At 67.5% G+C, this 22,409-nt stretch carries 23 protein-coding genes; 4 read left to right on the forward strand and 19 right to left on the reverse strand.

The window, feature by feature from the left end; genetic code table 11:
• Window positions 1-27: 27 nt before the first annotated feature.
• Genes BTO20_RS19370 through ruvC form a run of 4 tightly spaced genes read right to left on the reverse strand, consistent with a single transcriptional unit; the run spans window position 28 to window position 2,619 of the window.
• A complete protein-coding gene (locus BTO20_RS19370) occupies window positions 28-414 on the reverse strand; it encodes a DUF1304 domain-containing protein (RefSeq protein ID WP_087077887.1) in 387 nt (128 codons plus the stop codon).
• A 5-nt stretch (window positions 415-419) separates the two neighbouring features.
• Window positions 420-1,475, reverse strand: coding sequence for a Holliday junction branch migration DNA helicase RuvB (gene ruvB, locus BTO20_RS19375; RefSeq protein WP_087077888.1), 1,056 nt, complete (start codon window positions 1,473-1,475; stop codon window positions 420-422).
• Between the two features lie 2 nt (window positions 1,476-1,477).
• Window positions 1,478-2,065: a Holliday junction branch migration protein RuvA gene (gene ruvA / locus BTO20_RS19380; RefSeq protein ID WP_087077889.1), complete on the reverse strand. Its 588-nt coding sequence runs from the start codon at window positions 2,063-2,065 to the stop codon at window positions 1,478-1,480.
• Entirely contained in the window at window positions 2,062-2,619 is a 558-nt protein-coding gene (gene ruvC, locus BTO20_RS19385) for a crossover junction endodeoxyribonuclease RuvC (RefSeq protein ID WP_029372290.1), read from the reverse strand. The genes ruvA and ruvC overlap by 4 nt, the downstream gene beginning before the upstream one ends.
• Before the next feature lie 150 nt (window positions 2,620-2,769).
• On the opposite strand from ruvC, the gene BTO20_RS19390 reads away from it, so the two are divergent.
• The gene (locus BTO20_RS19390) at window positions 2,770-3,429 is read left to right on the forward strand and encodes an NAD(P)H-binding protein (protein WP_087077890.1); all 660 of its coding nucleotides are present in this window, start codon (window positions 2,770-2,772) and stop codon (window positions 3,427-3,429) included.
• A 93-nt stretch (window positions 3,430-3,522) separates the two neighbouring features.
• Here the strand turns inward: BTO20_RS19390 and BTO20_RS19395 are convergent, their stop codons facing one another.
• The 13 genes from BTO20_RS19395 to BTO20_RS19455 form a co-directional block, all read right to left on the reverse strand.
• On the reverse strand, window positions 3,523-3,861 hold the full coding sequence (locus BTO20_RS19395) for a hypothetical protein (RefSeq protein WP_087077891.1): 339 nt from the start codon (window positions 3,859-3,861) through the stop codon (window positions 3,523-3,525).
• A gap of 84 nt (window positions 3,862-3,945) precedes the next feature.
• The gene (locus BTO20_RS19400; RefSeq protein ID WP_087077892.1) at window positions 3,946-4,701 is read right to left on the reverse strand and encodes a YebC/PmpR family DNA-binding transcriptional regulator; all 756 of its coding nucleotides are present in this window, start codon (window positions 4,699-4,701) and stop codon (window positions 3,946-3,948) included.
• A gap of 141 nt (window positions 4,702-4,842) precedes the next feature.
• Window positions 4,843-6,777, reverse strand: coding sequence for an ArnT family glycosyltransferase (locus BTO20_RS19405; protein WP_087077893.1), 1,935 nt, complete (start codon window positions 6,775-6,777; stop codon window positions 4,843-4,845).
• A 98-nt stretch (window positions 6,778-6,875) separates the two neighbouring features.
• Window positions 6,876-7,457, reverse strand: coding sequence for a pyridoxal 5'-phosphate synthase glutaminase subunit PdxT (gene pdxT / locus BTO20_RS19410; RefSeq protein ID WP_087077894.1), 582 nt, complete (start codon window positions 7,455-7,457; stop codon window positions 6,876-6,878).
• The gene (gene tesB / locus BTO20_RS19415) at window positions 7,454-8,302 is read right to left on the reverse strand and encodes an acyl-CoA thioesterase II (protein WP_087077895.1); all 849 of its coding nucleotides are present in this window, start codon (window positions 8,300-8,302) and stop codon (window positions 7,454-7,456) included. The genes pdxT and tesB overlap by 4 nt, the downstream gene beginning before the upstream one ends.
• A gap of 9 nt (window positions 8,303-8,311) precedes the next feature.
• A complete protein-coding gene (pdxS, locus tag BTO20_RS19420; RefSeq protein ID WP_087077896.1) occupies window positions 8,312-9,223 on the reverse strand; it encodes a pyridoxal 5'-phosphate synthase lyase subunit PdxS in 912 nt (303 codons plus the stop codon).
• A gap of 64 nt (window positions 9,224-9,287) precedes the next feature.
• Complete coding sequence (locus tag BTO20_RS19425) at window positions 9,288-10,352, reverse strand: NUDIX hydrolase (RefSeq protein ID WP_087077897.1); 1,065 nt, start codon at window positions 10,350-10,352, stop codon at window positions 9,288-9,290.
• Window positions 10,349-11,512, reverse strand: a complete 1,164-nt coding sequence (locus BTO20_RS19430) for a glycosyltransferase family 4 protein (protein ID WP_087077898.1) — start codon at window positions 11,510-11,512, stop codon at window positions 10,349-10,351. The genes BTO20_RS19425 and BTO20_RS19430 overlap by 4 nt, the downstream gene beginning before the upstream one ends.
• 36 nt (window positions 11,513-11,548) lie before the next feature.
• On the reverse strand, window positions 11,549-12,469 hold the full coding sequence (locus BTO20_RS19435) for a phosphatidylinositol mannoside acyltransferase (RefSeq protein ID WP_087077899.1): 921 nt from the start codon (window positions 12,467-12,469) through the stop codon (window positions 11,549-11,551).
• Window positions 12,466-13,137: a phosphatidylinositol phosphate synthase gene (gene pgsA / locus BTO20_RS19440; RefSeq protein WP_087077900.1), complete on the reverse strand. Its 672-nt coding sequence runs from the start codon at window positions 13,135-13,137 to the stop codon at window positions 12,466-12,468. The genes BTO20_RS19435 and pgsA overlap by 4 nt, the downstream gene beginning before the upstream one ends.
• Window positions 13,134-13,721 (reverse strand): HIT family protein, encoded by a 588-nt coding sequence (locus tag BTO20_RS19445; RefSeq protein ID WP_087077901.1) that lies wholly within the window; start codon window positions 13,719-13,721, stop codon window positions 13,134-13,136. The genes pgsA and BTO20_RS19445 overlap by 4 nt, the downstream gene beginning before the upstream one ends.
• Window positions 13,718-15,811, reverse strand: a complete 2,094-nt coding sequence (gene thrS, locus BTO20_RS19450) for a threonine--tRNA ligase (RefSeq protein WP_087077902.1) — start codon at window positions 15,809-15,811, stop codon at window positions 13,718-13,720. The genes BTO20_RS19445 and thrS overlap by 4 nt, the downstream gene beginning before the upstream one ends.
• Window positions 15,812-15,895: 84 nt before the next feature.
• Window positions 15,896-16,516, reverse strand: coding sequence for a PaaI family thioesterase (locus tag BTO20_RS19455; RefSeq protein ID WP_087077903.1), 621 nt, complete (start codon window positions 16,514-16,516; stop codon window positions 15,896-15,898).
• A gap of 54 nt (window positions 16,517-16,570) precedes the next feature.
• Here BTO20_RS19455 and BTO20_RS19460 point away from each other — a divergent pair, with 54 nt between their 5' ends.
• The 3 genes from BTO20_RS19460 to BTO20_RS19470 all read left to right on the forward strand — a co-directional run bounded on the left by BTO20_RS19460 (window position 16,571) and on the right by BTO20_RS19470 (window position 20,149).
• A complete protein-coding gene (locus BTO20_RS19460) occupies window positions 16,571-17,257 on the forward strand; it encodes a hypothetical protein (RefSeq protein WP_232490768.1) in 687 nt (228 codons plus the stop codon).
• A 75-nt stretch (window positions 17,258-17,332) separates the two neighbouring features.
• Window positions 17,333-19,819: a glycogen/starch/alpha-glucan phosphorylase gene (locus BTO20_RS19465; protein ID WP_087077904.1), complete on the forward strand. Its 2,487-nt coding sequence runs from the start codon at window positions 17,333-17,335 to the stop codon at window positions 19,817-19,819.
• Window positions 19,820-19,912: 93 nt separating this feature from the next.
• Complete coding sequence (locus tag BTO20_RS19470) at window positions 19,913-20,149, forward strand: DUF6480 family protein (protein ID WP_087077905.1); 237 nt, start codon at window positions 19,913-19,915, stop codon at window positions 20,147-20,149.
• A 53-nt stretch (window positions 20,150-20,202) separates the two neighbouring features.
• On the opposite strand, the gene BTO20_RS19475 is transcribed toward BTO20_RS19470, so the two are convergent.
• Complete coding sequence (locus tag BTO20_RS19475) at window positions 20,203-21,366, reverse strand: aldose epimerase family protein (RefSeq protein ID WP_232490769.1); 1,164 nt, start codon at window positions 21,364-21,366, stop codon at window positions 20,203-20,205.
• 232 nt (window positions 21,367-21,598) lie between these two features.
• Window positions 21,599-22,396 (reverse strand): SDR family NAD(P)-dependent oxidoreductase, encoded by a 798-nt coding sequence (locus BTO20_RS19480; RefSeq protein ID WP_087077907.1) that lies wholly within the window; start codon window positions 22,394-22,396, stop codon window positions 21,599-21,601.
• Between the last annotated feature and the right edge of the window lie 13 nt (window positions 22,397-22,409).

The following is a 22,409-nucleotide window of genomic DNA, read 5'->3' on the forward strand; positions in this document are numbered from 1 at the left end:
GTCGCGGACTTTGGTGTCTGCTCGGCCTTAGAGGGCGACCCCGATGGCCACCAGCAGCACCGCGATCAGCGGGAAAACGCCTTGCGTGATGGCGGCACGGGCCTTGTCCGGTGAGGTGGTGAGCAGAACCAGCGCCGCGGCCAGCATGGAGCCGGCCCCGGCCAACACCAGGGCGACACCGACAGCGTTGTGCCCCAATGCGATTCCCAGGATGCCGATGCCCGTCACGATGGCCAGGAACAGGTTGTAGAAGCCCTGGTTGAACGCCAACTCCTTGGTGATTTCCGCGGTTTCGGCGGTGGTACCGAAGGTCGCGCGGGTGCGCGGCGAGGTCCAGGTGAGCGACTCCATCACGAAGATGTACACATGCAGAACCGCGGCGAGGGCGGCGAAAACCAAACCGGCGAAGACCATGACGACTATTCAAACAGCCCGGCCTGGCCCAGACCCGTTATCGGCGGTTGCATGCCGAGGTGAGTCCAGGCCAGTGGGGTTGCCACCCGACCCCGCGGGGTGCGCGCCACCATCCCCGCGCGGACCAGGAACGGTTCGCACACCTCCTCGACAGTGGTGGCCTCCTCCCCGACTGCCACCGCCAACGTGGAAACCCCCACCGGCCCACCGCCGAAACTCCGCGTCAGCGCGGACAGGACGGCCCGGTCCAGCCGGTCCAGACCCAGTTCGTCGACGTCGTAGACCTCCAGTGCGGCCTTGGCGATGTCCCGGGTGATGTTGCCGTCGGCGCGCACCTCGGCGTAGTCGCGGACCCGGCGCAGCAGCCGGTTGGCGATGCGCGGCGTGCCCCGGGAACGCATCGCGATCTCCGCCCCGGCATCGGCGCCGAGACTGATGCCGAGGATGCCTGCCGAGCGGGCCAGCACGCGTTCCAACTCCACCGGCTCGTAGAAATCCATGTGCGCGGTGAACCCGAACCGGTCCCGCAGCGGTCCGGTCAAAGCGCCGGACCGGGTGGTCGCACCGACCAGGGTGAACGGCGCGACCTCCAGCGGAATGGACGTGGCCCCAGGACCTTTGCCCACGACGACGTCGACGCGGAAGTCCTCCATCGCCAGGTACAGCATCTCTTCGGCGGGGCGGGCGATGCGGTGGATCTCGTCGATGAACAACACATCGTGCTCGACGAGGTTGGACAGCATGGCCGCCAGGTCCCCCGCCCGTTCCAGCGCAGGACCCGACGTGAGACGCAGCGATGAGCCCAGCTCCGCGGCGATGATCATGGCCAACGACGTCTTGCCCAGGCCCGGCGGCCCGGACAGCAGGATGTGATCCGGTGTGCCGCCGCGGTTCTTGGCTCCTTCGAGCACCAGCTGCAACTGCTCCCGCACCCGCGGCTGACCGATGAACTCACCGAGCGAACGGGGTCGCAGGCTGGCGTCGATATCGCCTTCGCCTACGGTCAGCGCCGGCGTCACCTCGCGGTCGTCGGGCTCCTCGGCGTCGTCGAACCGACCCATGATTACTTCTTACCGAGCATCGACAGCGCCGATCGCAACGCGGTGGACGTGGTGGCCTCGGGATCGTTGGCCAACACCTTGTCGGTCGCGTCTTCGGCTTGCTTGGCCGGAAAACCAAGGCCGACAAGGGCTTCCACCACAGGACCGCGGACAGCGTGGCCGCCCACCCCGCCCGTGGCGCCGGCAGTCACCGCCCCTATCTTGTCGCGCAGCTCCAACACCATCCGCTCGGCGCCGCGTTTGCCGATACCCGGCACCCGCGTCAACGCGGTCACGTCGCCGTCGGCCAGAGCCTGACGCAGCGCCTGCGGGTCATATACCGCCAGCGTCGCGAGCGCGATCTTCGGACCGACGCCGGACACGCCGAGCAGCGTCAGGAAAAGGTCCCGCGCGTCCCCGTCGGCGAACCCGTAGAGCGTCATGGAGTCTTCGCGCACGATCATCGCGGTGATCAACCGGGCCTCGGTGCCCCGACGCAGGTTCGCCAAGGTGGTCGGGGTGGCCATCACCTTGTAGCCGACGCCCGCGGCTTCGATGACGGCGTGATCGAGAGCGATGTCGATGACCTCGCCGCGGACCGATGCGATCATGCCCGGGCCGCCTTGAGCCTCGCCTGATACTTGCGGCGCTGTTCGGCCGCGAGCGCTTCCGCGGCGGCCATCCGCGCCAGCATCGGCGCTCGCCAGCAATGACAGATCGCAAGCGCGAGCGCGTCAGCCGCATCGGCGGGAGTCGGTTTGGCTTGCAGTGCAAGGATTCTGGTGACCATCTCGGTGACCTGAGACTTGTCGGCCCGGCCGTTTCCGGTGACCGCGGCCTTCACCTCGGACGGTGTGTGAAAGTGCACGTCGATGTCCCGGCGCGCGGCCGCCAGCGCGATCACGCCGCCGGCCTGGGCGGTGCCCATCACCGTAGACACATTCTGCTGCGCGAAGACCCGCTCGATGGCGATCACATCGGGCCGGTGGGTGTCCATCCAGTACTCGACGGTGTCACTGATGGTGAGCAGCCGCTTCTGCAGCGGCGCGTCGGCCGGGGTGCGGACGACGTCCACATCCAAGGCGATGACCTGCCGGCCCTTCCCGTTCTCGATCACGGACAGCCCGCAACGCGTCAACCCGGGATCGACTCCCATCACCCGCACGCGAACCCTTTCGTCAGAACATCTGTTCGAGAGCCTAGCGTGGGCCACCGACCGGGTGCGGCAGGGACACGCTCAGAACCGGCGGGCTCATCCGGCCCGGGCGCGGCGTTGCATGCTGGTAGCGACCCGACCAAGGCTGGAGGAGACATCATGCACGTCGTGATCGCCGGTGGACACGGCAAGATCGCCCTGATCCTGGAACGACTGCTGACCGAGCGCGGGGATTCGGCGACCGGGCTGATTCGCAACCCGGCCCAAAGCGCCGACCTAGAGGCCGCAGGCGCCCGGGCTGTCGTGCTGGACCTGGAGCAGGCCTCGGTCGACGAGGTCACCGAGCAGGTACGAGGCGCCGACGCGGTGGTGTTCGCGGCAGGAGCCGGGCCGGGCAGCGGCGCGGCCCGCAAGGAGACCGTCGACCGCGATGCCGCGATCCTGCTGGCCGACGCTGCCGAGGCCGCGGGCGTCGCGCGGTACGTGATGATCTCAGCGCTGTCCGCCGATGACCGGACCCTCGACGACGGCTACGACGAGGTGTTCCGCGCCTATATGCGGGCCAAGGCGGACGCCGACGCGAACGTGCGGGCCCGCTCGCGGCTGCAGACCACGATCGTTCGGCCCGGCGGGCTCACCGACGAGGCAGGCAGCGGCGTCGTGCGGATCGCCGAATTCACCGGGCGCGGCACCATCCCACGTGCCGATGTGGCCGCGGTGTTGCGGGCTGTTCTCGACGCACCGCGGACGGCTGGTGAGACGTTCGAGGTGATCTCCGGCGAGACACCGATCGCCGCGGCGGTCGCCGCGATCGGTTAGGGCGGCGCCAGCGGGACGTCGAGTGGCCAGTTATGACCGGAATTTCCCACAATCCGCGCCATAACTGGCCACTCGCGACGAGCTTCTGAGGTTCTACGCAGCCGACGCGGCGGCCGGGCCGGCCTCCCCGGCCGCGATGGCCGCCTTGAGCTGCTCGATCCGGTCGCTGGTGGCGCTCCAGCCGCGCACGGCTTCCTCGACGACGATCTTGTGCCGGCGGCGCACCACGATGATCCACGGGGTGCCGAACAGTGACCGGGCCAGCACCCACAGCGGCAGCAGAAGCAACAGCAGCAGGAACTCGGCGGCGACCAGCAGCGCCAACAACACCACGGGAATCAACAGCACCAGGACGACGATGTTCAGCACGATGCTGATGACGTCGTCGCCGTCGGACAGGGACATGTCGCCGACGCCCCAGTCTTCGGGCATCTTTCGGCGTGGGCGCCATGGCAGCCACCGCCGGCGCACCGTCCACTTCACATTCTGGGGATCGCGAACCGCCCCCACTACCGGCTAATCCTCGTCGAGGGCTGCGGCAACATCGTCGGGGATGTCGATGTTGGTGTACACCTCTTGGACGTCGTCGCTATCTTCAAGCGCATCAACCAGCTTGAGCACCTTGCGTGCGCCGTCGAGATCGACCGGAACGGTGACCGAGGGCTGGAAGCTGGCCTCGGCCGAGTCGTAGTCGATACCGGCGTCCTGCAGCGCCGTGCGGACCGCGACCAGGTCGGAGGGTTCGGAGACGATCTCGAATGCGTCGCCGAGGTCGTTGACCTCCTCGGCGCCGGCTTCGAGCACAGCCAGCAGCACGTCGTCCTCGGTCAGGCCGTTCTTCTCCAGCGTCACCACACCCTTGCGGGAGAACAGGTAGGACACCGAACCGGGATCGGCCATGTTGCCGCCGTTGCGCGTCATCGCGACCCGCACCTCACCGGCGGCCCGGTTGCGGTTGTCGCTCAGGCACTCGATGAGCACTGCGACACCGTTGGGACCGTAACCCTCGTACATGATGGTCTGCCAGTCGGCGCCACCGGCTTCTTCACCGGCCCCACGCTTGCGGGCCCGCTCGATGTTGTCGTTGGGCACCGAGGTCTTCTTGGCCTTCTGGATGGCGTCGTACAGCGTGGGGTTACCGCCCGGGTCACCGCCGCCGGTGCGCGCAGCCACCTCGATGTTCTTGATCAACTTGGCGAATTCTTTACCACGGCGCGCGTCTTTGACGGCCTTCTGGTGCTTTGTGGTGGCCCACTTGGAATGGCCGCTCATGCAGGTACGCCCTCTTTCTGGTGAAACTCCGGCTGCCCATTCTACGTGGGCGGACGCCCGGGTCCGAGCGGACGGGCCGTTGTGCGTCGACGACGCACCCGACGCGAGCATGGCACCGTTGATCGCCACAGTGCCGCGCCGCTACTGCTTCTTCAGCGGGGCGCTCAGGTCGAAGACCGTGTCCGAACCCACCTTGGTCGAGGTGAAGTTCGCCTTGACCCAGTCGGTGATGTCGGTGTGCGAATTGTTGCCGAAGAAGCCTCCGCCGTGGTCCTTGGACTCCGGGAGGATGTAGTAGGTGATCTGCCGACCGGCGACATAGGCCTGGAACTGTTCCAGCGTCGGCACCGGATCGCTACCGGTGAAGCCACCGATCGCCATCACCGCCGTGTTGGTGGACAACTCGAGGTTCGCCGCCGCCGACGAACGGTTGATGGCCGCCGACCACTTGGTCGTGGTGCCCCGCAGCATCGAATCCACGCCGGGGTTGTCGGTGAACCAGCCGTGCCCGTGGCTGTCATCGGGATCAGCCGGTCCGACACTCGGGCCACCGCCGGTGTGCGGCTGACCCAGAGTTGCCACCGTGTACGCCGTCGTCCCGGCGAACCCGCCGATCAGTGCAGCGGCCAGTGCGGCGACCGCGACGCCGCGGCGAGCCGCACGCAACCCCCACAGCAGAGCCACCGTGGCCAGCACGGCCACCGCGAGGATCGCCCACCGCAGCGGCGGCAGCCAGGACGCGTTGCGGCCCAGGATCCAGAAGCTCCACACTCCGGTTCCCAGAAGCATTGCCGCCAAACCGATCTGCCCCAACCAGTCGGCGCGGCGGCGCCACATCTCATGGATGCCGATGGCGAACATGGCGGCGACGGCGGGGGCCAGCGACAGGCAGTAGTACGGATGCACATTGGTCTTCATGAAGCTCAGCACCAGCCCGTCGATCACCAGCCAGGTGCCGAACAGGATGGCTCCGGCTCGCACGATGTCGGTGCGCGGCGCCCGCCCACGGGAGACCAGCACCAGTACCACCGCCAGCAGCGCCGCGGGGATCAGCCAGCCGATCTCGAAACCGAACTCGCCGGTGAACAGCCGGGGCAGGCCCTGGACCTGGTTGCCCCAGCCACCGAAACCGCCGTGATGCTGGGCGGCTGCGGCGCCCGGGCCACTCGCCGGATCGGGCGTCGGGTGAGCGCCTGGCTTCATGCCGTAGTGGTTGTGGCCGAGCACGCGGCCGAACCCGTTGTAGCCCAGCACCAGGTTCATGAAGTTGTTGTCGGTCGAACCGGCGAGGTACGGCCGCGAGGACGCCGGCCAGAGCAGGGTGAGCAGCACGAACCAGCCCGACGACACGAGGAAGGCGACCAGCGAGCCCAGCAGGTGCAGCAGCCGTCGACGCATCGTGACGGGTGCGGCGACCAGGTAGACCAGCCCGATCGCCGGCATGACCATCAGACCCTCGAGCATCTTGGCCAGGAACGCGAATCCGAGCGCGACGCCGGCAAGCGCCATCCAGCGTGCGCCGGAGCCTCCGGCGCACTGCTGCAGCGCGCGCACCGAGCAATACGCAGCCGCCGTCATCAACAGCACCATCACCGCGTCGGGGTTGTTGAACCGGAACATCAGTGCCGTCACCGGCATGACTGCCAGCGCGGCACCGGCCAGTAGCGCGGCGCGAGGTCCGCTGATCCGGCGCACGGCGGCGTACAGCAGCCACACCGCGCCGACGGCCATCAGCGCCTCGGGGATGAGCATGCTTGCGCTGCTGAAGCCGAACAGCTGGCCTGACAGCGCCATCACCCACTGCGATACCGGGGGCTTGTCCACGGTGATGAAGTTGTTGGCGTCCAGCGACCCGAACAACAGGGCTTCCCAGTTCTTGGCGCCGGCCTGCGCGGCGGCGGCGTAGAACTCATTGCCCATCCCGTTGACGGTGATGTTCCACAGGTAGGCCACCGCGGTGCCCACCAGCAGAATCGGTAACGCCAGCCGCTCGGCCGACGCGAGATCCCGGCGAACCCGGCGCGGTTGCGAACCGGGCTCGACGGCAGCGGGATCTTCTTCGAGAGTCGTTGTCACACGACCATTAAGACCTGCCCCGATTTGCCGAACCTATGTATCCGCCGGGGACTTCCTGTGTCCCGCCATAGGCCCAGGTCAGCGGATGGTAAGGACGGTCACAACGAGTCGACGAACAGCTTGTGGATGCGCAGGTCGCCGGTCATCTCCGGGTGAAACGACGTCGCGAGCATCGGCCCCTGACGCACGGCCACGATGTGGTCGGCAGCCCGGGCCAGCACCTGCACGTCGGGTCCGACGCGCTCTACCCACGGCGCCCGGATGAACACCGCGTGCACCTGACTGTCCAGACCTTCGAAGTCGATGTCGCCTTCGAAGGAGTCCACCTGGCGGCCGAACGCGTTGCGGCGCACGGTCATGTCGATTCCCTTGAGCGGCAGCGCCGCGCGCCCCTCGACTCCGGCGTCGGCGATCTCGGTGGCCAGCAGGATCATCCCCGCACAGGACCCGTAGCAGGGCAAACCCTCGGCGATGCGCGCCCGTAGCGGTTCCAGCAGATCGAACTCGCGCAGCAGATGGCTCATCGCGGTCGATTCCCCGCCGGGAATCACCAGCGCGTCGACCGCGTCGAGTTCGGCGAGCCTGCGCACTGTGCTCGCGTCGGCCCCTGCGGCGCGCAGCGCAGCCAGATGTTCCCTGGTGTCGCCCTGAAGGGCGAGCACTCCTACGTGCTTGGTCATTTTCCTTCCGAAGGCGTGAAATCCCGCTGGTAGCGGGTCAGCCCCTCCTGCATCACGGCCGCCACCATCGCGCCGTCCCGGTTGAATATCTTGCCCTGCGTCAGCGACCGGCCCCCGCACGCCGACGGCGACGACTGGTCGTAGAGCAGCCACTCGTCGGCCCGGAAGGGCCGCATGAACCACATGGCGTGGTCCAGGGACGCCACCATCAGGTGTTTGCGCACGTCGAGATGGTGTACCTGTGCCGAACCCAGCAATGTCAGATCGCTCATGTAGGCCAGCGCGCAGATGTGCAGCACGTGATCGTCGGGCAGCGGGTCCCGATGGCGGAACCACACCTGCTGCTGGGAAGCCTTGCCGGGCAGCGTGCTCACCTGGTCGCGCGGCACGATCCGCACGTCCCACTCGGCGAACTGGGCGAACCCGGCATCGTCGAACGCTCCCCCGGACCGGAAGCCGGGTAGGTCGTCGGGCCCCGGCGCGTCGGGCATCGCGTCCTGGTGTTCGATCCCGGTCTGGTCGGTCTGGAACGAGGCCGACATCGTGAAGATCGTCTCGCCGTGCTGGATCGCGCTGACGCGGCGGGTGCAGAACGAGCCACCGTCGCGGATGCGCTCGACGGTGTACACCGACGGCGAGCGGGCGTCACCCGGCCGCAGAAAGTAGCCGTGCAGCGAGTGCACATGGAAGCGCGGATCGACGGTCCGCACCGCGGACACCAGCGACTGACCGGCTACATGACCACCGAACGTGCGCTGCAGAAAGCCCGATTCCGGGCTGAACACGCCACCGCGGTAGATGTTGACCTCGAGTTGCTCGAGGTCAAGGATCTCCTCAATTGCCACCTGTTGTGTTTACCAGCCGCGTTCGGCGAGCCTGTGCGGCTGGGGGATGTCGTCGACGTTGATGCCGACCATGGCCTCACCCAGCCCGCGCGACACCTTGGCCAGCACGTCGGGGTCGTCGTGGAACGTGGTGGCCTTGACGATCGCCGCGGCCCGCTGCGCGGGGTTGCCCGACTTGAAGATGCCGGATCCGACGAACACACCCTCGGCGCCAAGTTGCATCATCATCGCCGCATCCGCAGGCGTGGCGATACCACCGGCGGTGAACAGCGTGACCGGCAACTTGCCCGCCTTGGCCACCTCCACCACCAACTCATATGGGGCCTGCAACTCCTTGGCCGCCACGAACAACTCGTCCTCGCTCATCGAGGTGAGCCGCCGGATCTCACCACCGATCTTGCGCATATGCGTCGTGGCATTGGAGACGTCCCCGGTGCCGGCCTCCCCCTTGGACCGGATCATCGCCGCGCCCTCGGTGATCCGCCGCAGCGCCTCACCCAGATTGGTCGCCCCGCACACGAACGGCACGGTGAACCGCCACTTGTCGATGTGGTTGGTGTAATCGGCCGGGGTGAGCACCTCGGACTCGTCGATGTAATCCACACCCAGGGCCTGCAGGATCTGCGCCTCGACGAAATGCCCGATCCGCGCCTTGGCCATCACCGGGATGGTGACCGCGGAGATGATGCCCTCGATCATGTCGGGATCCGACATCCGCGACACCCCGCCCTGTGCCCGGATATCGGCAGGCACCCGCTCCAAAGCCATCACCGCCACCGCACCGGCGGCCTCGGCGATCTTCGCCTGCTCGGGCGTGACGACGTCCATGATGACGCCGCCCTTGAGCATCTCAGCCATTCCGCGCTTCACGCGCGCGGTACCGGTCTGATTCGTTGCACCGTTCTGCACCGCGGTTTCCACTGCTATCTCCTCCAAATTTCTACTGATTCAGTCTAATCGAGCTGCCAAATCCATGGAATCCGCATCAACGGATGGCTTGCAGCTCGCGGTGCGCAGGTCCCCGCGTGCCCGTCTGCCCTTCAGACGACTGTTCGGCCAGGTCAACCGCCTGCCCCAACAGCTCACCCAACTGCAACGGATACACGGTCTCCCCGCCGGCGACCAACTCGGCGATCATTGTTGCATCGCACCAGCGGTGGCCGTGGATGTAATGACGTTCCAGGGTGGTGCGGCCCGATGCCGAAGGTTCGAACCGCGCCGTGCGGTGGATGAAGAAGTACTCCTCGCTGCGGATCACCGATGCATTGAAGTCGATCACCGCGTCGCGGCGCCAGACCGGTCCGATCAAGTCTGCGGGGTCCACACGTAGGCCGGTCTCCTCGGCGAGTTCCCTCGCGGCGGCGGCAAGCAGATCCTCCCCCTGCTGCACCGCGCCCCCGACGGTGAACCACCAGCGTGGCGCCGGCTTGTCCGGTGCGTCGATCGCCGGGTCGCTGCCCCGCAGCAGCAGCACCGCGCCGGATTCGTCGAGCAGCACCACCCGCGCCGACGTGCGACGACTGACCGGGCCTGCGGTGCTGCTCGACGCGTCGGCGCGCTCGGCGATCTCGAAATAGCTGGGCAGCGCCGCGGTGCCGCCCAGCCGCAGGGTGCGTACGGCGGGTCGTTCGCGCAGCGCGAGGGTGTCGCGGACGGCGTCGTTGTGGAAGCGGCGTGCCAGCAGCACCCGCGCTTCGGCGTCGGCCAACTCGGCGACCAGTGCCACCGGCAATGACGCCGGGTCGACGGCTGCGAGCGCGGCCGACAGATCGTTCTCGGCGGTTTCGCGGGCTGAGCGCGGTGCTCGCTCGGCGGCGTCGGCGAGTGCGGCCAGCCGTCTGCCCGGTGGGCTGCCCGCATACGCGTCGACGGCGACGGCACGCGCCACCACGGCGCGGCGCGCCAGAGCGCTGTCGAGGGCCTGCCAGGACAGGTCGTAGCGCACATGCAGCCGGTCGAGTCGGTTGGCCGTCTGGAATGCCCACATCCCCACCAGCAACAGCACCACGACCAGCAGGATCAGCAGGCCGACGACGATCTCCGCGGTCATGACGCCGAACCTCCAGCTGCGGCACTTCTGGCCGGGGTGCCTGCGACGCGCACCTTCGTCCCGGCTCCGGCGACGGTCTCGTACACCCGCATGATCTCGCCGGCCACCACCGACCAGTCGAAACGGCCGACGTACTCGGTGGCCGCCGCGATGTAGCGGGCCCGCGCCGAGTCGTCGGCCAGCATCTCGATCAGGCCGCCGGCAAGAGCGTCCGCGTCGTCCACCGGCACCAACCGGCCGACGCGACCGTCGTCGAGGACGCGCCGGAAGGCGTCCAGATCGCTGGCCACCACCGCCGTGCCCGCGGCCATCGCCTCGACCAGCACGATGCCGAAGCTCTCGCCACCGAGATTGGGGGCGCAGTACACATCGGCACTGGCCATCGCCGATGCTTTGGTGGCGTCGTCGACCTGACCGAGGAACCGCAGGTGCGACGCCAGGTCGCCTGCCTGTTCCCGCAAGGCGTCCTCGTCGCCACGCCCGACGATGAGGATCTCGACGTCGGGGAACCGTTCGACCAGTTTCGGCAGGGCGCCCAGCAGCACGGCCATCCCCTTGCGGGGTTCGTCGAACCGGCCGAGGAACAACACCGTGCGGCCCGGGCGCGGATAGCCGTCGAGTACCGGAGCATCGGCGAACGACGCGACATCGACCCCGTTGGGGATCTCCACCGCGTCGGATCCCAGCGCCTCCATCTGCCAGCGCCGGGCCAGGTCGGACACTGCGATGCGGCCGACGATCTTCTCGTGCAGCGGGCGCAGGATGCCCTGGAACACCGACAGGGTCAGCGACTTCGTCGTCGAGGTGTGAAACGTCGCGACGATCGGTCCCTCGGCGATGTTCAGGGCGAGCATCGACAGGCTCGGCGCGTTGGGCTCGTGCAGGTGCAGCACGTCGAAGTCACCGCGGGCCAGCCACTTCTTGACCATGCGATGAGTGGCGGGCCCGAACCGCAATCGGGCCACGGAGCCGTTGTACGGGATCGGCACGGCCTTGCCGCCCGACACCACGTAGTCGGGCAGCTTGACGTGGGGCGACGACGGAGCCAGGACGCTGACCTCGTTGCCGGCCTCGCGCATCACCTCGGCGAGTTGCAGCACATGGGATTGCACGCCGCCGGGCACGTCGAACGAGTAGGGGCAGACCATCCCGATTCGCATGGCTTTAGTTCCGTCGCTTCTTCGCGCAAGCGCTCATCAGGTGCCCAACCGGGCGCGGCGCTCATCGGAGAGGTCCGCGAGCCACTGCGGCTGCAACATGTGCCAGTCGGCCGGGTGCGCGGCGATGTTCTTCGCGAACTGATCGGCCAGCGCCTGGGTGATGATCCCGACATCGCCCGACGACGTGTCGAGCGGATCGAAGATTTCGACGACGCAGTCGTCGCCGTCGTAGTGGACGTGTGTCGGGTACAGCGGCGCACCCGTCTCGATGGCGAGCTTCGCCGATCCGGCGGGCATCCGGGTGGGTTCGCCGAAGAAGTCGACCTCGACACCGCTGCGGGTCAGATCCCGCTCGGCCATCAGGCACACGAACCTGTTGTCGCGCAGACGCTGCGCGAGCAACTCGAACGGCGGCCGTTCCCCTCCGGACAGCGGGAACACCTCGAAGCCGAGGCTCTCGCGGTACTCGATGAACCGCCGGTACAGCGATTCGGGTTTGAGCCGTTCGGCCACGGTGGCGAAGGTGCCGTACTTGCTCACCAACCACACCCCGGCCATGTCCCAGTTGCCGCTGTGCGGAAGCGCGAGAATGCCACCGCGGCCGGCGTCGTGGGCTGCCTGCAGCTTGTCCGCGCCGAGCACCACCTCATCGAGGCGCCGGGCGACGGCGGGCAGGTCCATCGACGGCAGCCGGAATGCTTCGCGCCAGTACCGCGCATAGGACGCCAGCGATTCCCGCATGAGTTCGTCGGGCACCTCCGCCGGTGCCACCCCGATGACGCGGGCCAGGTTCTTGCGCAGTTGCCCGGGCCCGCCGCCCAGCGACGCGTACCACGCGCCGGCCTCGAACATGTTGCGGGCCAACAACTCCGGCATGGTGCGCACCAATTGCCAGCCCGCCGCGTAACCCATGTCGGTCATCTGTCCGCGCAGCGGGATCCGGCTGATGATCGTCACAGTTCGCTCTGCTCGTTCGACTCGGTGGGTTGGGACGGGTTGAGCGGTTCCATGGCACCGGGCGAGGTGCGCACCGCGTGCAGACGCTGCGCGACGGTCACGATGCTGGCCACGGCGAGCAGCCACATGGCGACGTCGACGAGCCAGGGCACGTGCAGGAACGGCACCCCGGACAGCCCGGCACCCACCAGGACGATCACCAGGCGCTCGGGTCGCTCGATGATGCCGCCGTCCCCGCGCAGGCCGCTGGCCTCGGCGCGGGCCTTGATGTAGGAGATCACCTGGGAGGTCACCAGGCAGATCAGCGTGGCGACCACCAACGCCGGGCTGCCCAGACCGAACGCCGCCCACCACACCAGGCCGGCGAACACCGCGCCGTCGGCGATCCGGTCGCAGGTGGCGTCGAGCACCGCGCCGAACCGGGTCCCGCCGCCGCGTTCGCGGGCCATGGCGCCGTCGAGCATGTCGGCGAGTACGAACACGAACACCGCGAAGGCGCCCCACCACAACTGGCCGATCGGGAAGAGCGTCAGGGCGGCCGTGACCGAGCCTGCGGTGCCCACGATGGTGACGATGTCGGGGGTCAGGCCCGCACGCAGCGCGGCCTTGGCCACCGGACGGGACAGCTTGACGTAGGCGGCCCGGCTCATCAGGAACAGGTTGCTCACCGCTCCACTCCCGCCGGGCCCGGCTGCTTGGCCCATTCCGTGGCCAGCAGCACCCGCGTCTCGCGCAGCAACTGTGGGATCACCTTGGCGCCGCCGATGATCGTGATGAAGTTGGCGTCGCCGCCCCAGCGCGGCACCACGTGCATGTGCAGATGCTCAGCCAGCGAACCGCCCGCCGACGTGCCCAGGTTGAGCCCGACGTTGAAGCCGTGCGGCCGGGACACCGCCTTGATCACGCGAATCGCCTTCTGCGTGAACGCCATCAGCTCGGCGCTCTCCTCGGCGGTGAGGTCCTCCAGCTCCGACACCCGCCGGTAGGGCACCACCATCAGGTGTCCGGGGTTGTACGGATACAGGTTCAGCACCGCGTACACCTGTTGCCCGCGGGCCACCATCAGGCCGTCCTCATCGGACAGCTCCGGGATGTCGGTGAACGGTTCCGACGACCCGGCAGACCCAACCTTGTTGTCGCCCTTGACCGCATCGGCGATGTAGCTCATCCGGTGCGGGGTCCACAGTCGCTGCAGATGGTCGGGGTCGCCGACACCGTGGTCGACGATCCTCCGCTCGTCCGGATCGGTCACGTCGGGGCTACCTGGCTCTTCGCGCCAGCGCTCATCGCGGGTACCGCGTTGACCAATTCGGCGGTGGGAACGGCATTCTCACGCCGCTCGATCCATTCGGCGATGGCGTCGAACGCCTGTTCGCGGGGCACCCCGTTGATCTGGGTGCGGTCCCCGAACCGGAAGGAAACCGCGCCTGCCTCCACATCCTTGTCCCCCGCCAAAAGCATGAAGGGCACCTTCTGGTTGGTGTGGTTGACGATCTTCTTGGCCATCCGGTCGTCGCTGGCATCCACCTCGATGCGGATACCACGCGACTTCAGCTGCGCGGCAACGTCATACAGGTAGTCCAGGTGCGCGTCGGCGACCGGGATGCCGACCACCTGCACCGGCGCCAGCCAAGCCGGGAACGCGCCCGCATAGTGCTCGGTGAGCACCCCGAAGAACCGCTCGATGGAACCGAACAGCGCCCGGTGGATCAGGACGGGCCGCTGCCTGCTGCCGTCGGCGGCGGTGTACTCCAGCTCGAACCGGTCGGGCATGTTGAAGTCCAGCTGGATCGTCGACATCTGCCAGTTGCGTCCGAGCGCGTCCTTGACCTGCACCGAGATCTTCGGCCCGTAGAACGCGGCGCCGCCCGGATCGGGCACCAGGTCCAGGCCGGAGGCCTCGGCCACCTCACGCAGGGTGTCGGTGGCCTCCTCCCAGATCTCGTCGGAGCCGACGTACTTCTCCGGGTCCTTGGTGGACAGCTCCAGGTAGAAGTCGTCGAGACCGTAGTCGCGCAACAGATCCAGCACGAACTGCAGCAGCCGGGTGAGCTCGTCGCGCATCTGCTCGCGCGTGGTGTAGATGTGCGCGTCGTCCTGGGTCATGCCGCGAACCCGGGTCAGGCCGTGGACGACGCCGGACTTCTCGTAGCGGTAGACGCTGCCGAACTCGAAGAGCCGCAACGGAAGTTCACGATAGGAACGGCCCCGCGACCGGAAGATCAGATGGTGCATGGGGCAGTTCATGGGCTTGAGGTAGTAGTCCTGCCCCGGCTTGCGGACCGAACCGTCCTCGTTGAACTCCGCGTCGATGTGCATCGGCGGGAACATGCCGTCGGCGTACCACTCGAGGTGCCCCGAGGTGATGTAGAGGTGCTCCTTGGTGATGTGCGGGGTGTTGACGAACTCGTAGCCCGCCTCCAGGTGCTTTTGGCGCGAGTAGTCCTCGAGCTCGCGACGCACCACGCCGCCCTTCGGGTGGAAAACCGGAAGGCCCGAACCCAACTCGTCGGGGAAGCTGAACAGGTCGAGTTCCACCCCGAGCTTGCGGTGATCGCGGCGTTGCGCCTCCTCGATGAGCTCGAGGTGCTTGTCGAGGGCCTCCTGCGATTCCCAGGCCGTGCCATAGATGCGCTGCAGGCTCGCGTTGTTCTGGTTGCCCCGCCAGTAGGCCGCGGAGCTGCGGGTCAGCTTGAACGCCGGAATGTGCTTGGTGGTCGGGATGTGCGGGCCGCGGCACAAGTCCCCCCAGACCCGTTCCTTGGTGCGCGGATTGAGGTTGTCGTAGGCGGTGAGTTCGTCGCCGCCGACCTCCATCACCTCGGGATCGTCGGCCCCGGATTTGTCGTCGACCAGCTCCAGCTTGTAGGGCTCGCCTGCGAGTTCCCGACGGGCTTCGTCCTTGGACTCGTAGACCCGCCGGTCGAACAGCTGACCGTCCTTGACGATCTTCTGCATCCGCTTCTCGAGCTTCTCCAGGTCCTCGGGCGTGAACGGCTGCGGGACGTCGAAGTCGTAGTAGAAGCCGTCGACGATGGGCGGCCCGATCCCCAGCTTGGCCTCGGGGAACAGATCCTGCACGGCCTGCGCCAGCACGTGGGCGCAGGAGTGCCTGATGACGCTGCGGCCGTCCTCGGTGTCGGCGGCCACCGGGGTCACCTCGACGTCGGCGTCGGGCACCCAGGACAGGTCGCGCAGCCGGCCGTCGGCGTCGCGGACCACCACGACGGCGTCGACGGCGCCGCGCTGCGGCAGTCCCGCCTCGCGGACCGCCGCCCCGGCGGTGGTCCCTGCAGCGACCCGGATCGGGGCTGCGGGGGCGGAGCTGGCGGCGGCGCTCATCGGGGACTCTCCTATGGTTGCGGGACGCAATACGATCGCGACCATGCTATCGGTGGGGCGACCCGCGCCCCGAGCCCGATGGGGTCAAGGCTGCCCAGGTTTGAGGCGCACAAACAGCGCCTCGGCCTCCGCGAGCACGTCGTCGCCGTCGCTCAGGCGCCCGACGACGAAGATCTTGCGGCCCTCGATGCGGTCGATACCCGCCTCGACCTGCAGTTCTTTCTCGATCGGCACGATCTTTCGGTAGTCGACGTGCAGGTAGGCCGTGCGCTGGTAGGGGTTGCGGGTCAGTTTCGCCGCGGTGAAACCCAGCAGCGAATCGAACAGCAGCGCCAACTGCCCGCCGTGCACCGCGCCGTTGCGGCCGAGGTGGAACCGCCGGAAGTACGCGCTGCCCGCGATCCGCTGGTCGGCGGTGACGTGCAGCTGCGTCGGCACCGTCGAGATGCTCCCGCGGTTGGGTAGGTCCATGCGCCGGCCCGACGGTGAGTTCCATTCGTCGGCGTCGTAGGGCGCCAGCAGGGCCGACACCTTCTCGATCAGGTCGGCGGCCTCGGCGATCACCGCGTCGGGCGCGTCGGCGGCCTTGGCGTGGTCCTGCAGCGTGCGCACCGCCTCGACGAAGCGGCCGTAGTCCGGTCCACCGCGGGTCGTGGGATCCGGCGGGTTGAACCCTCCACCGGGATGCGCGCTGTCAGTGGACACCCCGCCACCGTATTGCCTGCGGACCGCCGATCCGGAGGTGACATGGTGGTGCGCGTGAATCTGAGCGACTCACCGGCCGGCCCAGCAGCTGCCCCACCCACGGTGCGCGTGCGCGTCGTCACCGTCTCGATGCTGGTCGCGGGCCTGCTGAGCGGCTGCACCGACGTGGTATCCGGCGCTGCCAATCGCGCGCAGTCCCACCCCGTCGTGTTCGCCCGGACCCTGCTGCTGGCCGAGGGCACCCGGACACCGGCCGGGCCCGCATCGCAGATTCCGGTGGGGACGAGCTACTTCACCGCGGCCCAGCCCCAGGAATGTACGGCGGCAACCCTGTTCCTCGGTTCGCCTCTGGTCCCGCCCGGCGCGGCCGATCACGCCGAGACCGGGTACCGCACGTCCGGCGGGGTCATGATGGCCGAGACCGTGAGCACCTACGAGGAGGATCTCGACATTCCCGCGGTGGTGCGCGACGGGTCGAGCGCGGTGTCGAGGTGCACCACCAACGCCGTGGGCATCTCGCCGACCGGACCGTCGCGGGCGATGCGGCTCGACGCGGTGACCACACCCGCCGACGGCGTCCTGACGTGGGCGATGACTCGGCCGGGGTGGAACTGTGACTACGGTCTGGCGGTGACTGCCCGTGCGGCACTGATGCTTTCGGTCTGCGACTACCAGCCGGGGTTTCAGATGGGCGAATGGGCCAAGCAGCGCCGCGACCAGTTGACGAAGCAGAACGTCTGATCCACCTGGCGGCAGTTCACTTGCCGGATGCCCATTACAGGTTTGCCGTGCACGTGCAGCTGTCAGACTCCCGCCATGACCGACGTCGCTCAGAACGCGCCCACCGACGAACGCAGCCGCACCGGCCTGTCTGCCGACGCCCTGCGTCGCGGCATCGTCGACCACCTGCGGTACTCGATCGGCCGTCCGGCCGCCGCGCTGCGCCCGGCACACTACTACCGCGCGCTTGCGCTGGCCGTGCGGGACCGCATGCAGGACAACCGGGTCGCGTCGACCCAGACATCGCTCGACCTGGGCCGCAAGGTCACGTGCTATCTGTCGGCCGAGTTCCTGATGGGCCCGCAGCTGGGCGCCAATCTGCTGAACCTGCAGATCGAATCCGCCGCGCGTGCCGCACTGGCCGAGCTGGGTCAGGATCTCGACGAGGTGCTGGCCTGCGAGGAGGAACCCGGTCTGGGCAACGGCGGCCTCGGCCGGCTCGCCGCGTGCTATCTCGACTCGCTGGCGACGCTGGAGCGCCCGGCGATCGGTTACGGCATTCGCTACGAGTTCGGCATCTTCGACCAGGAGATCCACGACGGCTGGCAGGTCGAGAAGACCGACAACTGGCTCGACAACGGAAACCCTTGGGAGATCGCCAAACCCGATGTGAGCTATGAGGTGAACTGGGGCGGTTTCGCCGAGCACTACACCGACGAGGCCGGCCACGACCGGGCGCGGTGGGTACCCGGACGGGTGATCAAGGGCGTCGCCTACGACACCCCCATCCAGGGTTACGGCGTGAAGACGTGCAACGCGCTGACGCTGTGGAGCGCCCGGGCCGTCAAGTCGTTTGCCCTGGAGGCGTTCAACACCGGGGACTACTACAAGGCCGTCGAGGACGAGGTCACCTCCGAGACCGTGACCAAGGTGCTCTACCCCAACGATGAACCCGAGGTCGGCAAGCGTCTGCGCCTGCTGCAGCAGTACTTCTTCGTGTCCTGCTCACTGCAGCACGTGCTGCACATCCTCGACGACCTGGCCGACGCCTCGGTACACGAGCTTCCCGAGCGGTTCGCGTTGCAGCTCAACGACACTCACCCGTCGATCGGGGTGGCCGAGCTGATGCGGCTGCTGGTCGACGAGCGGCAACTGAGCTGGGACGAGGCATGGGACATCACCGTCGCATCGTTCGGCTACACCAACCACACCCTGCTGCCGGAGGCGCTGGAGACCTGGCCGCTGGCCATGTTCGGCGAATCGCTGCCGCGGCACCTGGAGATCATCTACGAGATCAACCGCCGCTTCCTCGACGAGGTGGCCGCCGCGTTCCCAGGTGACACCGACCGCCTGCGCCGGATGTCGCTGATCGGTGAGGACAACGGCAAGAGCGTGCGGATGGCGCATCTGGCCACCGTCGGCAGCCACGCCGTCAACGGTGTCGCGGCATTGCATTCGGAACTGCTGAAATCCAGTGTCCTCAAAGACTTCTACGAGCTGTGGCCCGAGCGGTTCTCCAACAAGACCAACGGTGTCACCCCCCGCCGCTTCCTGGCGTTGGCCAACCCGGGCCTGCGCAGCCTGCTCGACGACACCATCGGCGACGGCTGGCTGAGCGATCTGACCAAACTGCGCGGACTGGAGGTCTACGTCGACGATCCGGCGTTCCGCACCCAGTGGCGAGCGGTCAAGCGCGACAACAAGGCTCGGCTGGCCGCCTACGTCGCTTCCACCGCGGGCGTCGATCTGGACCCCGATTGGCTGTTCGACATCCAGGTCAAGCGCATTCACGAGTACAAGCGTCAGCACCTCAACGTGTTGAACATCGTCACGCAGTACCACCGCCTCAAGCAGAATCCCGGCCTGGACATCGTGCCCCGCGCTTTCGTGTTCGGCGGCAAGGCCGCGCCGGGCTACTTCCTGGCCAAGCGGATCATCAAGCTCATCAACGCCGTGGGAGAGACGGTGAACAACGATCCGGATGTCAACCGGTTTCTCAAGGTCGCCTTCGTGCCGAACTTCAATGTGCAGAACGCAGAGTTCATCTATCCGGCTGCCGATGTCTCCGAACAGATCTCGACCGCAGGCAAGGAAGCCTCGGGCACCGGCAACATGAAGTTCATGATCAACGGTGCGCTCACCATCGGCACCCTCGACGGCGCCAACGTCGAGATGCGCGACGAGGTCGGTGCCGAGAACTTCTTCCTGTTCGGCCTTACCGTCGACGAGGTCGAGCGGATCAAACGTGACGGCTACCGGCCGTCGGACTACGTGGCGGGCAATCCCGAACTCGCGGCGGCACTCGATCTGATCGCCGACGGCACCTTCTCCCACGGTGACACCGACGTGTTCCGCCCACTGGTCGAGAACCTGCGCCATGACGACCCGTTCCTGGTGCTGGCCGACTATGCCTCCTATGTCGAGTGCCAGGAGCGGGTCAGTACCGCGTGGCGCGACACGGAGACGTGGACCCGCATGTCGATCATGAACACCGCACGCAGCGGCAAGTTCTCATCGGACCGGGCGATCACCGAGTACTGCGACGACATCTGGGGGGTCATCCCGGTCACCGTGGCGGATTAGCCGCCGCGGTTTGGCACCCCGCCGACCGGGGTAGCCCGGGGTTGGCCGGTCGAGCGCCGAAGGACCGGCGAGCTTTTCGATGGGAGGCACGACATGACCGCACTGCCTCCGGACCCCGATCCGGAACGGACCCCGGGCCTGGAACCCGGTGGAGGGGTATCTCCAGGCTCCACTCCCCCTGACGCGGCGCAAACATCCGGAGTGTCGGAGCCGCAGCCCCGCGCGCGACACCGGTTCTCGCCCAGCGCGACCGCCGGGCTCATCGCCATCGGTGTTTTCGTGTTGGTGTTCGTGGTGGCCGGCGTGTTGATCGTGGCGATCGTCTGGTAGCTCTCACCGCCTGCGCTCCGCTTCTGCCCACTGCTGCGGTCATGCCGACGGGCCTACCCGGTGCCGAAGGCGAAAACCGTTGCCGAATCGTAGGTTTGCCCTGGATTGAGGATCGTGGAGGGAAACCCCGGTTGGTTGGGCGAGTCCGGGAAGTGCTGGGTCTCCATCGTGAAGCCCGCGCCTTGCCGGTAGATGTGGCCGCTGGTGCCCGTGAACGCGCCGACCAGGAAGTTCGAGGTGTAGAACTGCACGCCCGGCTCGGTGGTGGAGACGGTCAGCGTGCGTCCGGTCGCCGGATCCTCGGCCTTGGCGGCCTGCACCAAGCCGGTGTCGTTGCCGCGGTTGATCACCCAGTTGTGGTCATAGCCGTGGGCCAGCAGCAACTGGGGGTCGTTGGCGGTGATGTGTGCGCCGATCAGCGTCGGTGAGGTGAAATCGAACGGTGTTCCTTTCACCGGGGCGATCTGGCCGGTCGGGATCTGTGTGGTGTCCGTCGGGGTGTAGCTGTCGGCGCTGATGGTGAGCTTGTGGTCATAGATGTTGAGCGCGTCCTCCCCCGCCAGGTTGAAGTAGCTGTGATTGGTCAGATTGACCACGGTCGGGGCGTCGGTGGTGGCGTGATAGTCGATGCGCAGTTGATTGTTCTGGTCGACGGTGTAGATGACGGTGGTCGTCAGCGCTCCCGGATAACCCATTTCACCTGCCGGACTGAGGTATTGGAGTTTGAGGGCGACGCTGCCGTTGGCGTTCTGCGGCGTGGCCTGCCATACCTTCGAGTCGAATCCTGCGGTGCCGCCGTGCAGGCTGTTGCCGTTGTTGTTGATCGGGACCTGATGCGGCGCGCCGTCGAGCGAGAAGGTTCCCTTGGCGATCCGGTTACCGTAGCGGCCGATGATGGCACCGAAGTAGGTCTTGGCGTCGCCGGTGTTGTTGAGATATCCCTCCAGATTCGGGAAACCGAGCACCACGTTGTTGGCCTGCCCGTTGCGGTCGGGTACCTCGATCGACTGAATGATGCCGCCGTAGTTGAGGATTCGCACCTGCATGCCGTGCCCGCTGTTGAGCGTGTAACGGGTCACCGGAGTGCCGCCCACTTGGCCGAACGACTCGTCGGTGATCGACGGCGCCTGGGCCGGCGCAGGCCCTGTGCTGCTGTCGCCGCCGCTGTGGGTCGTGGTGCTGCATGCCGTCAAGCCCGCCACACCGGCGATCGCCATCAGTCGAAGTAAACCTCGTCCACGCATGATCCTCCCTGGTCTCAGCGAATTCACCTGTGTACAAGCATTGTCCGCGTGTCATGGGCCCGCGGCACGGCTTTTGGGCGGATCGCCGGTGGCCGCCCGGCCCCGCGTCGCGGCTACCGCGCAGGTCACCCCCGGTTTCTCGGCAGTGACAGAAAGGCAGAAATCGTGCGGGCGATTCGGCCGTGTTCGCAGCCCGCAGCGCCGCTCAGCGCACTTCGACGGCGCTGGGCTCGCGAGGTGCGCCCAGCATGTCGCGGTGCGACGGCGGGACGCGGCCACCCTCATCGGTGATGCCGTAGCGGTGGGCGAGTTCGGCGCCGATCACGGTACGGCCGGACACTGCGGCCAACTCGGGATCGTGGTAGAGCGCATTGATCAAATACCCTGTGAATTCCGGGGTTTCGGCGTGCTCGGCGGTCTTGGCGAGGGCCTCGGGGTGCCCGCTGAACGCAGCACGCAGCTTCTCGGTGAGCAGGATGCCCATCCAGATTGACACCGTGGCCACGCCGGTGCCCCGGAAGTCGACGGCCATGTCGGCGGCGAGCTTGTCCAACCCGGCCTTTTGCGCTCCATAGGCCGGGCCATGCATGTAGCACACCGAACCCGGCGATGAGGTGAAGGCAATGAGCCCCTTGTCCGCGGCGAGCAACAGCGGCGCGGCGTACCAGGAGGCGATGTAGGCCGATCGCAGCCCGACATCGAGCACGTCGGCCAGCGCAATCGACTTCTCCCAGAACGGCTTCGGGCTGGTCAGCTCATCGTGGACGGCGGCCGCGTTGTTGACGAGGAGGTCCAGTCGGCCGCGCTCGTCCGCGATCCGATCGAACAGCGCGCCCACGGCCGCGTCGTCGGAATGGTCGAGTGGCACCGCGATGGCGCCGTCCGCATCCGTCACGGTCCGTCCCGTGGCATACACCTGCCAGCCCGAGGCGATCAGCGCCGCGGCGATGCCTCGGCCCGCGCCACGGCTCGCTCCGGTGACAACGGCAACGGGATTCTCCATGTCCCGAAACTAC

Source organism: Mycobacterium dioxanotrophicus, from assembly GCF_002157835.1.
GTDB lineage: Bacteria > Actinomycetota > Actinomycetes > Mycobacteriales > Mycobacteriaceae > Mycobacterium > Mycobacterium dioxanotrophicus.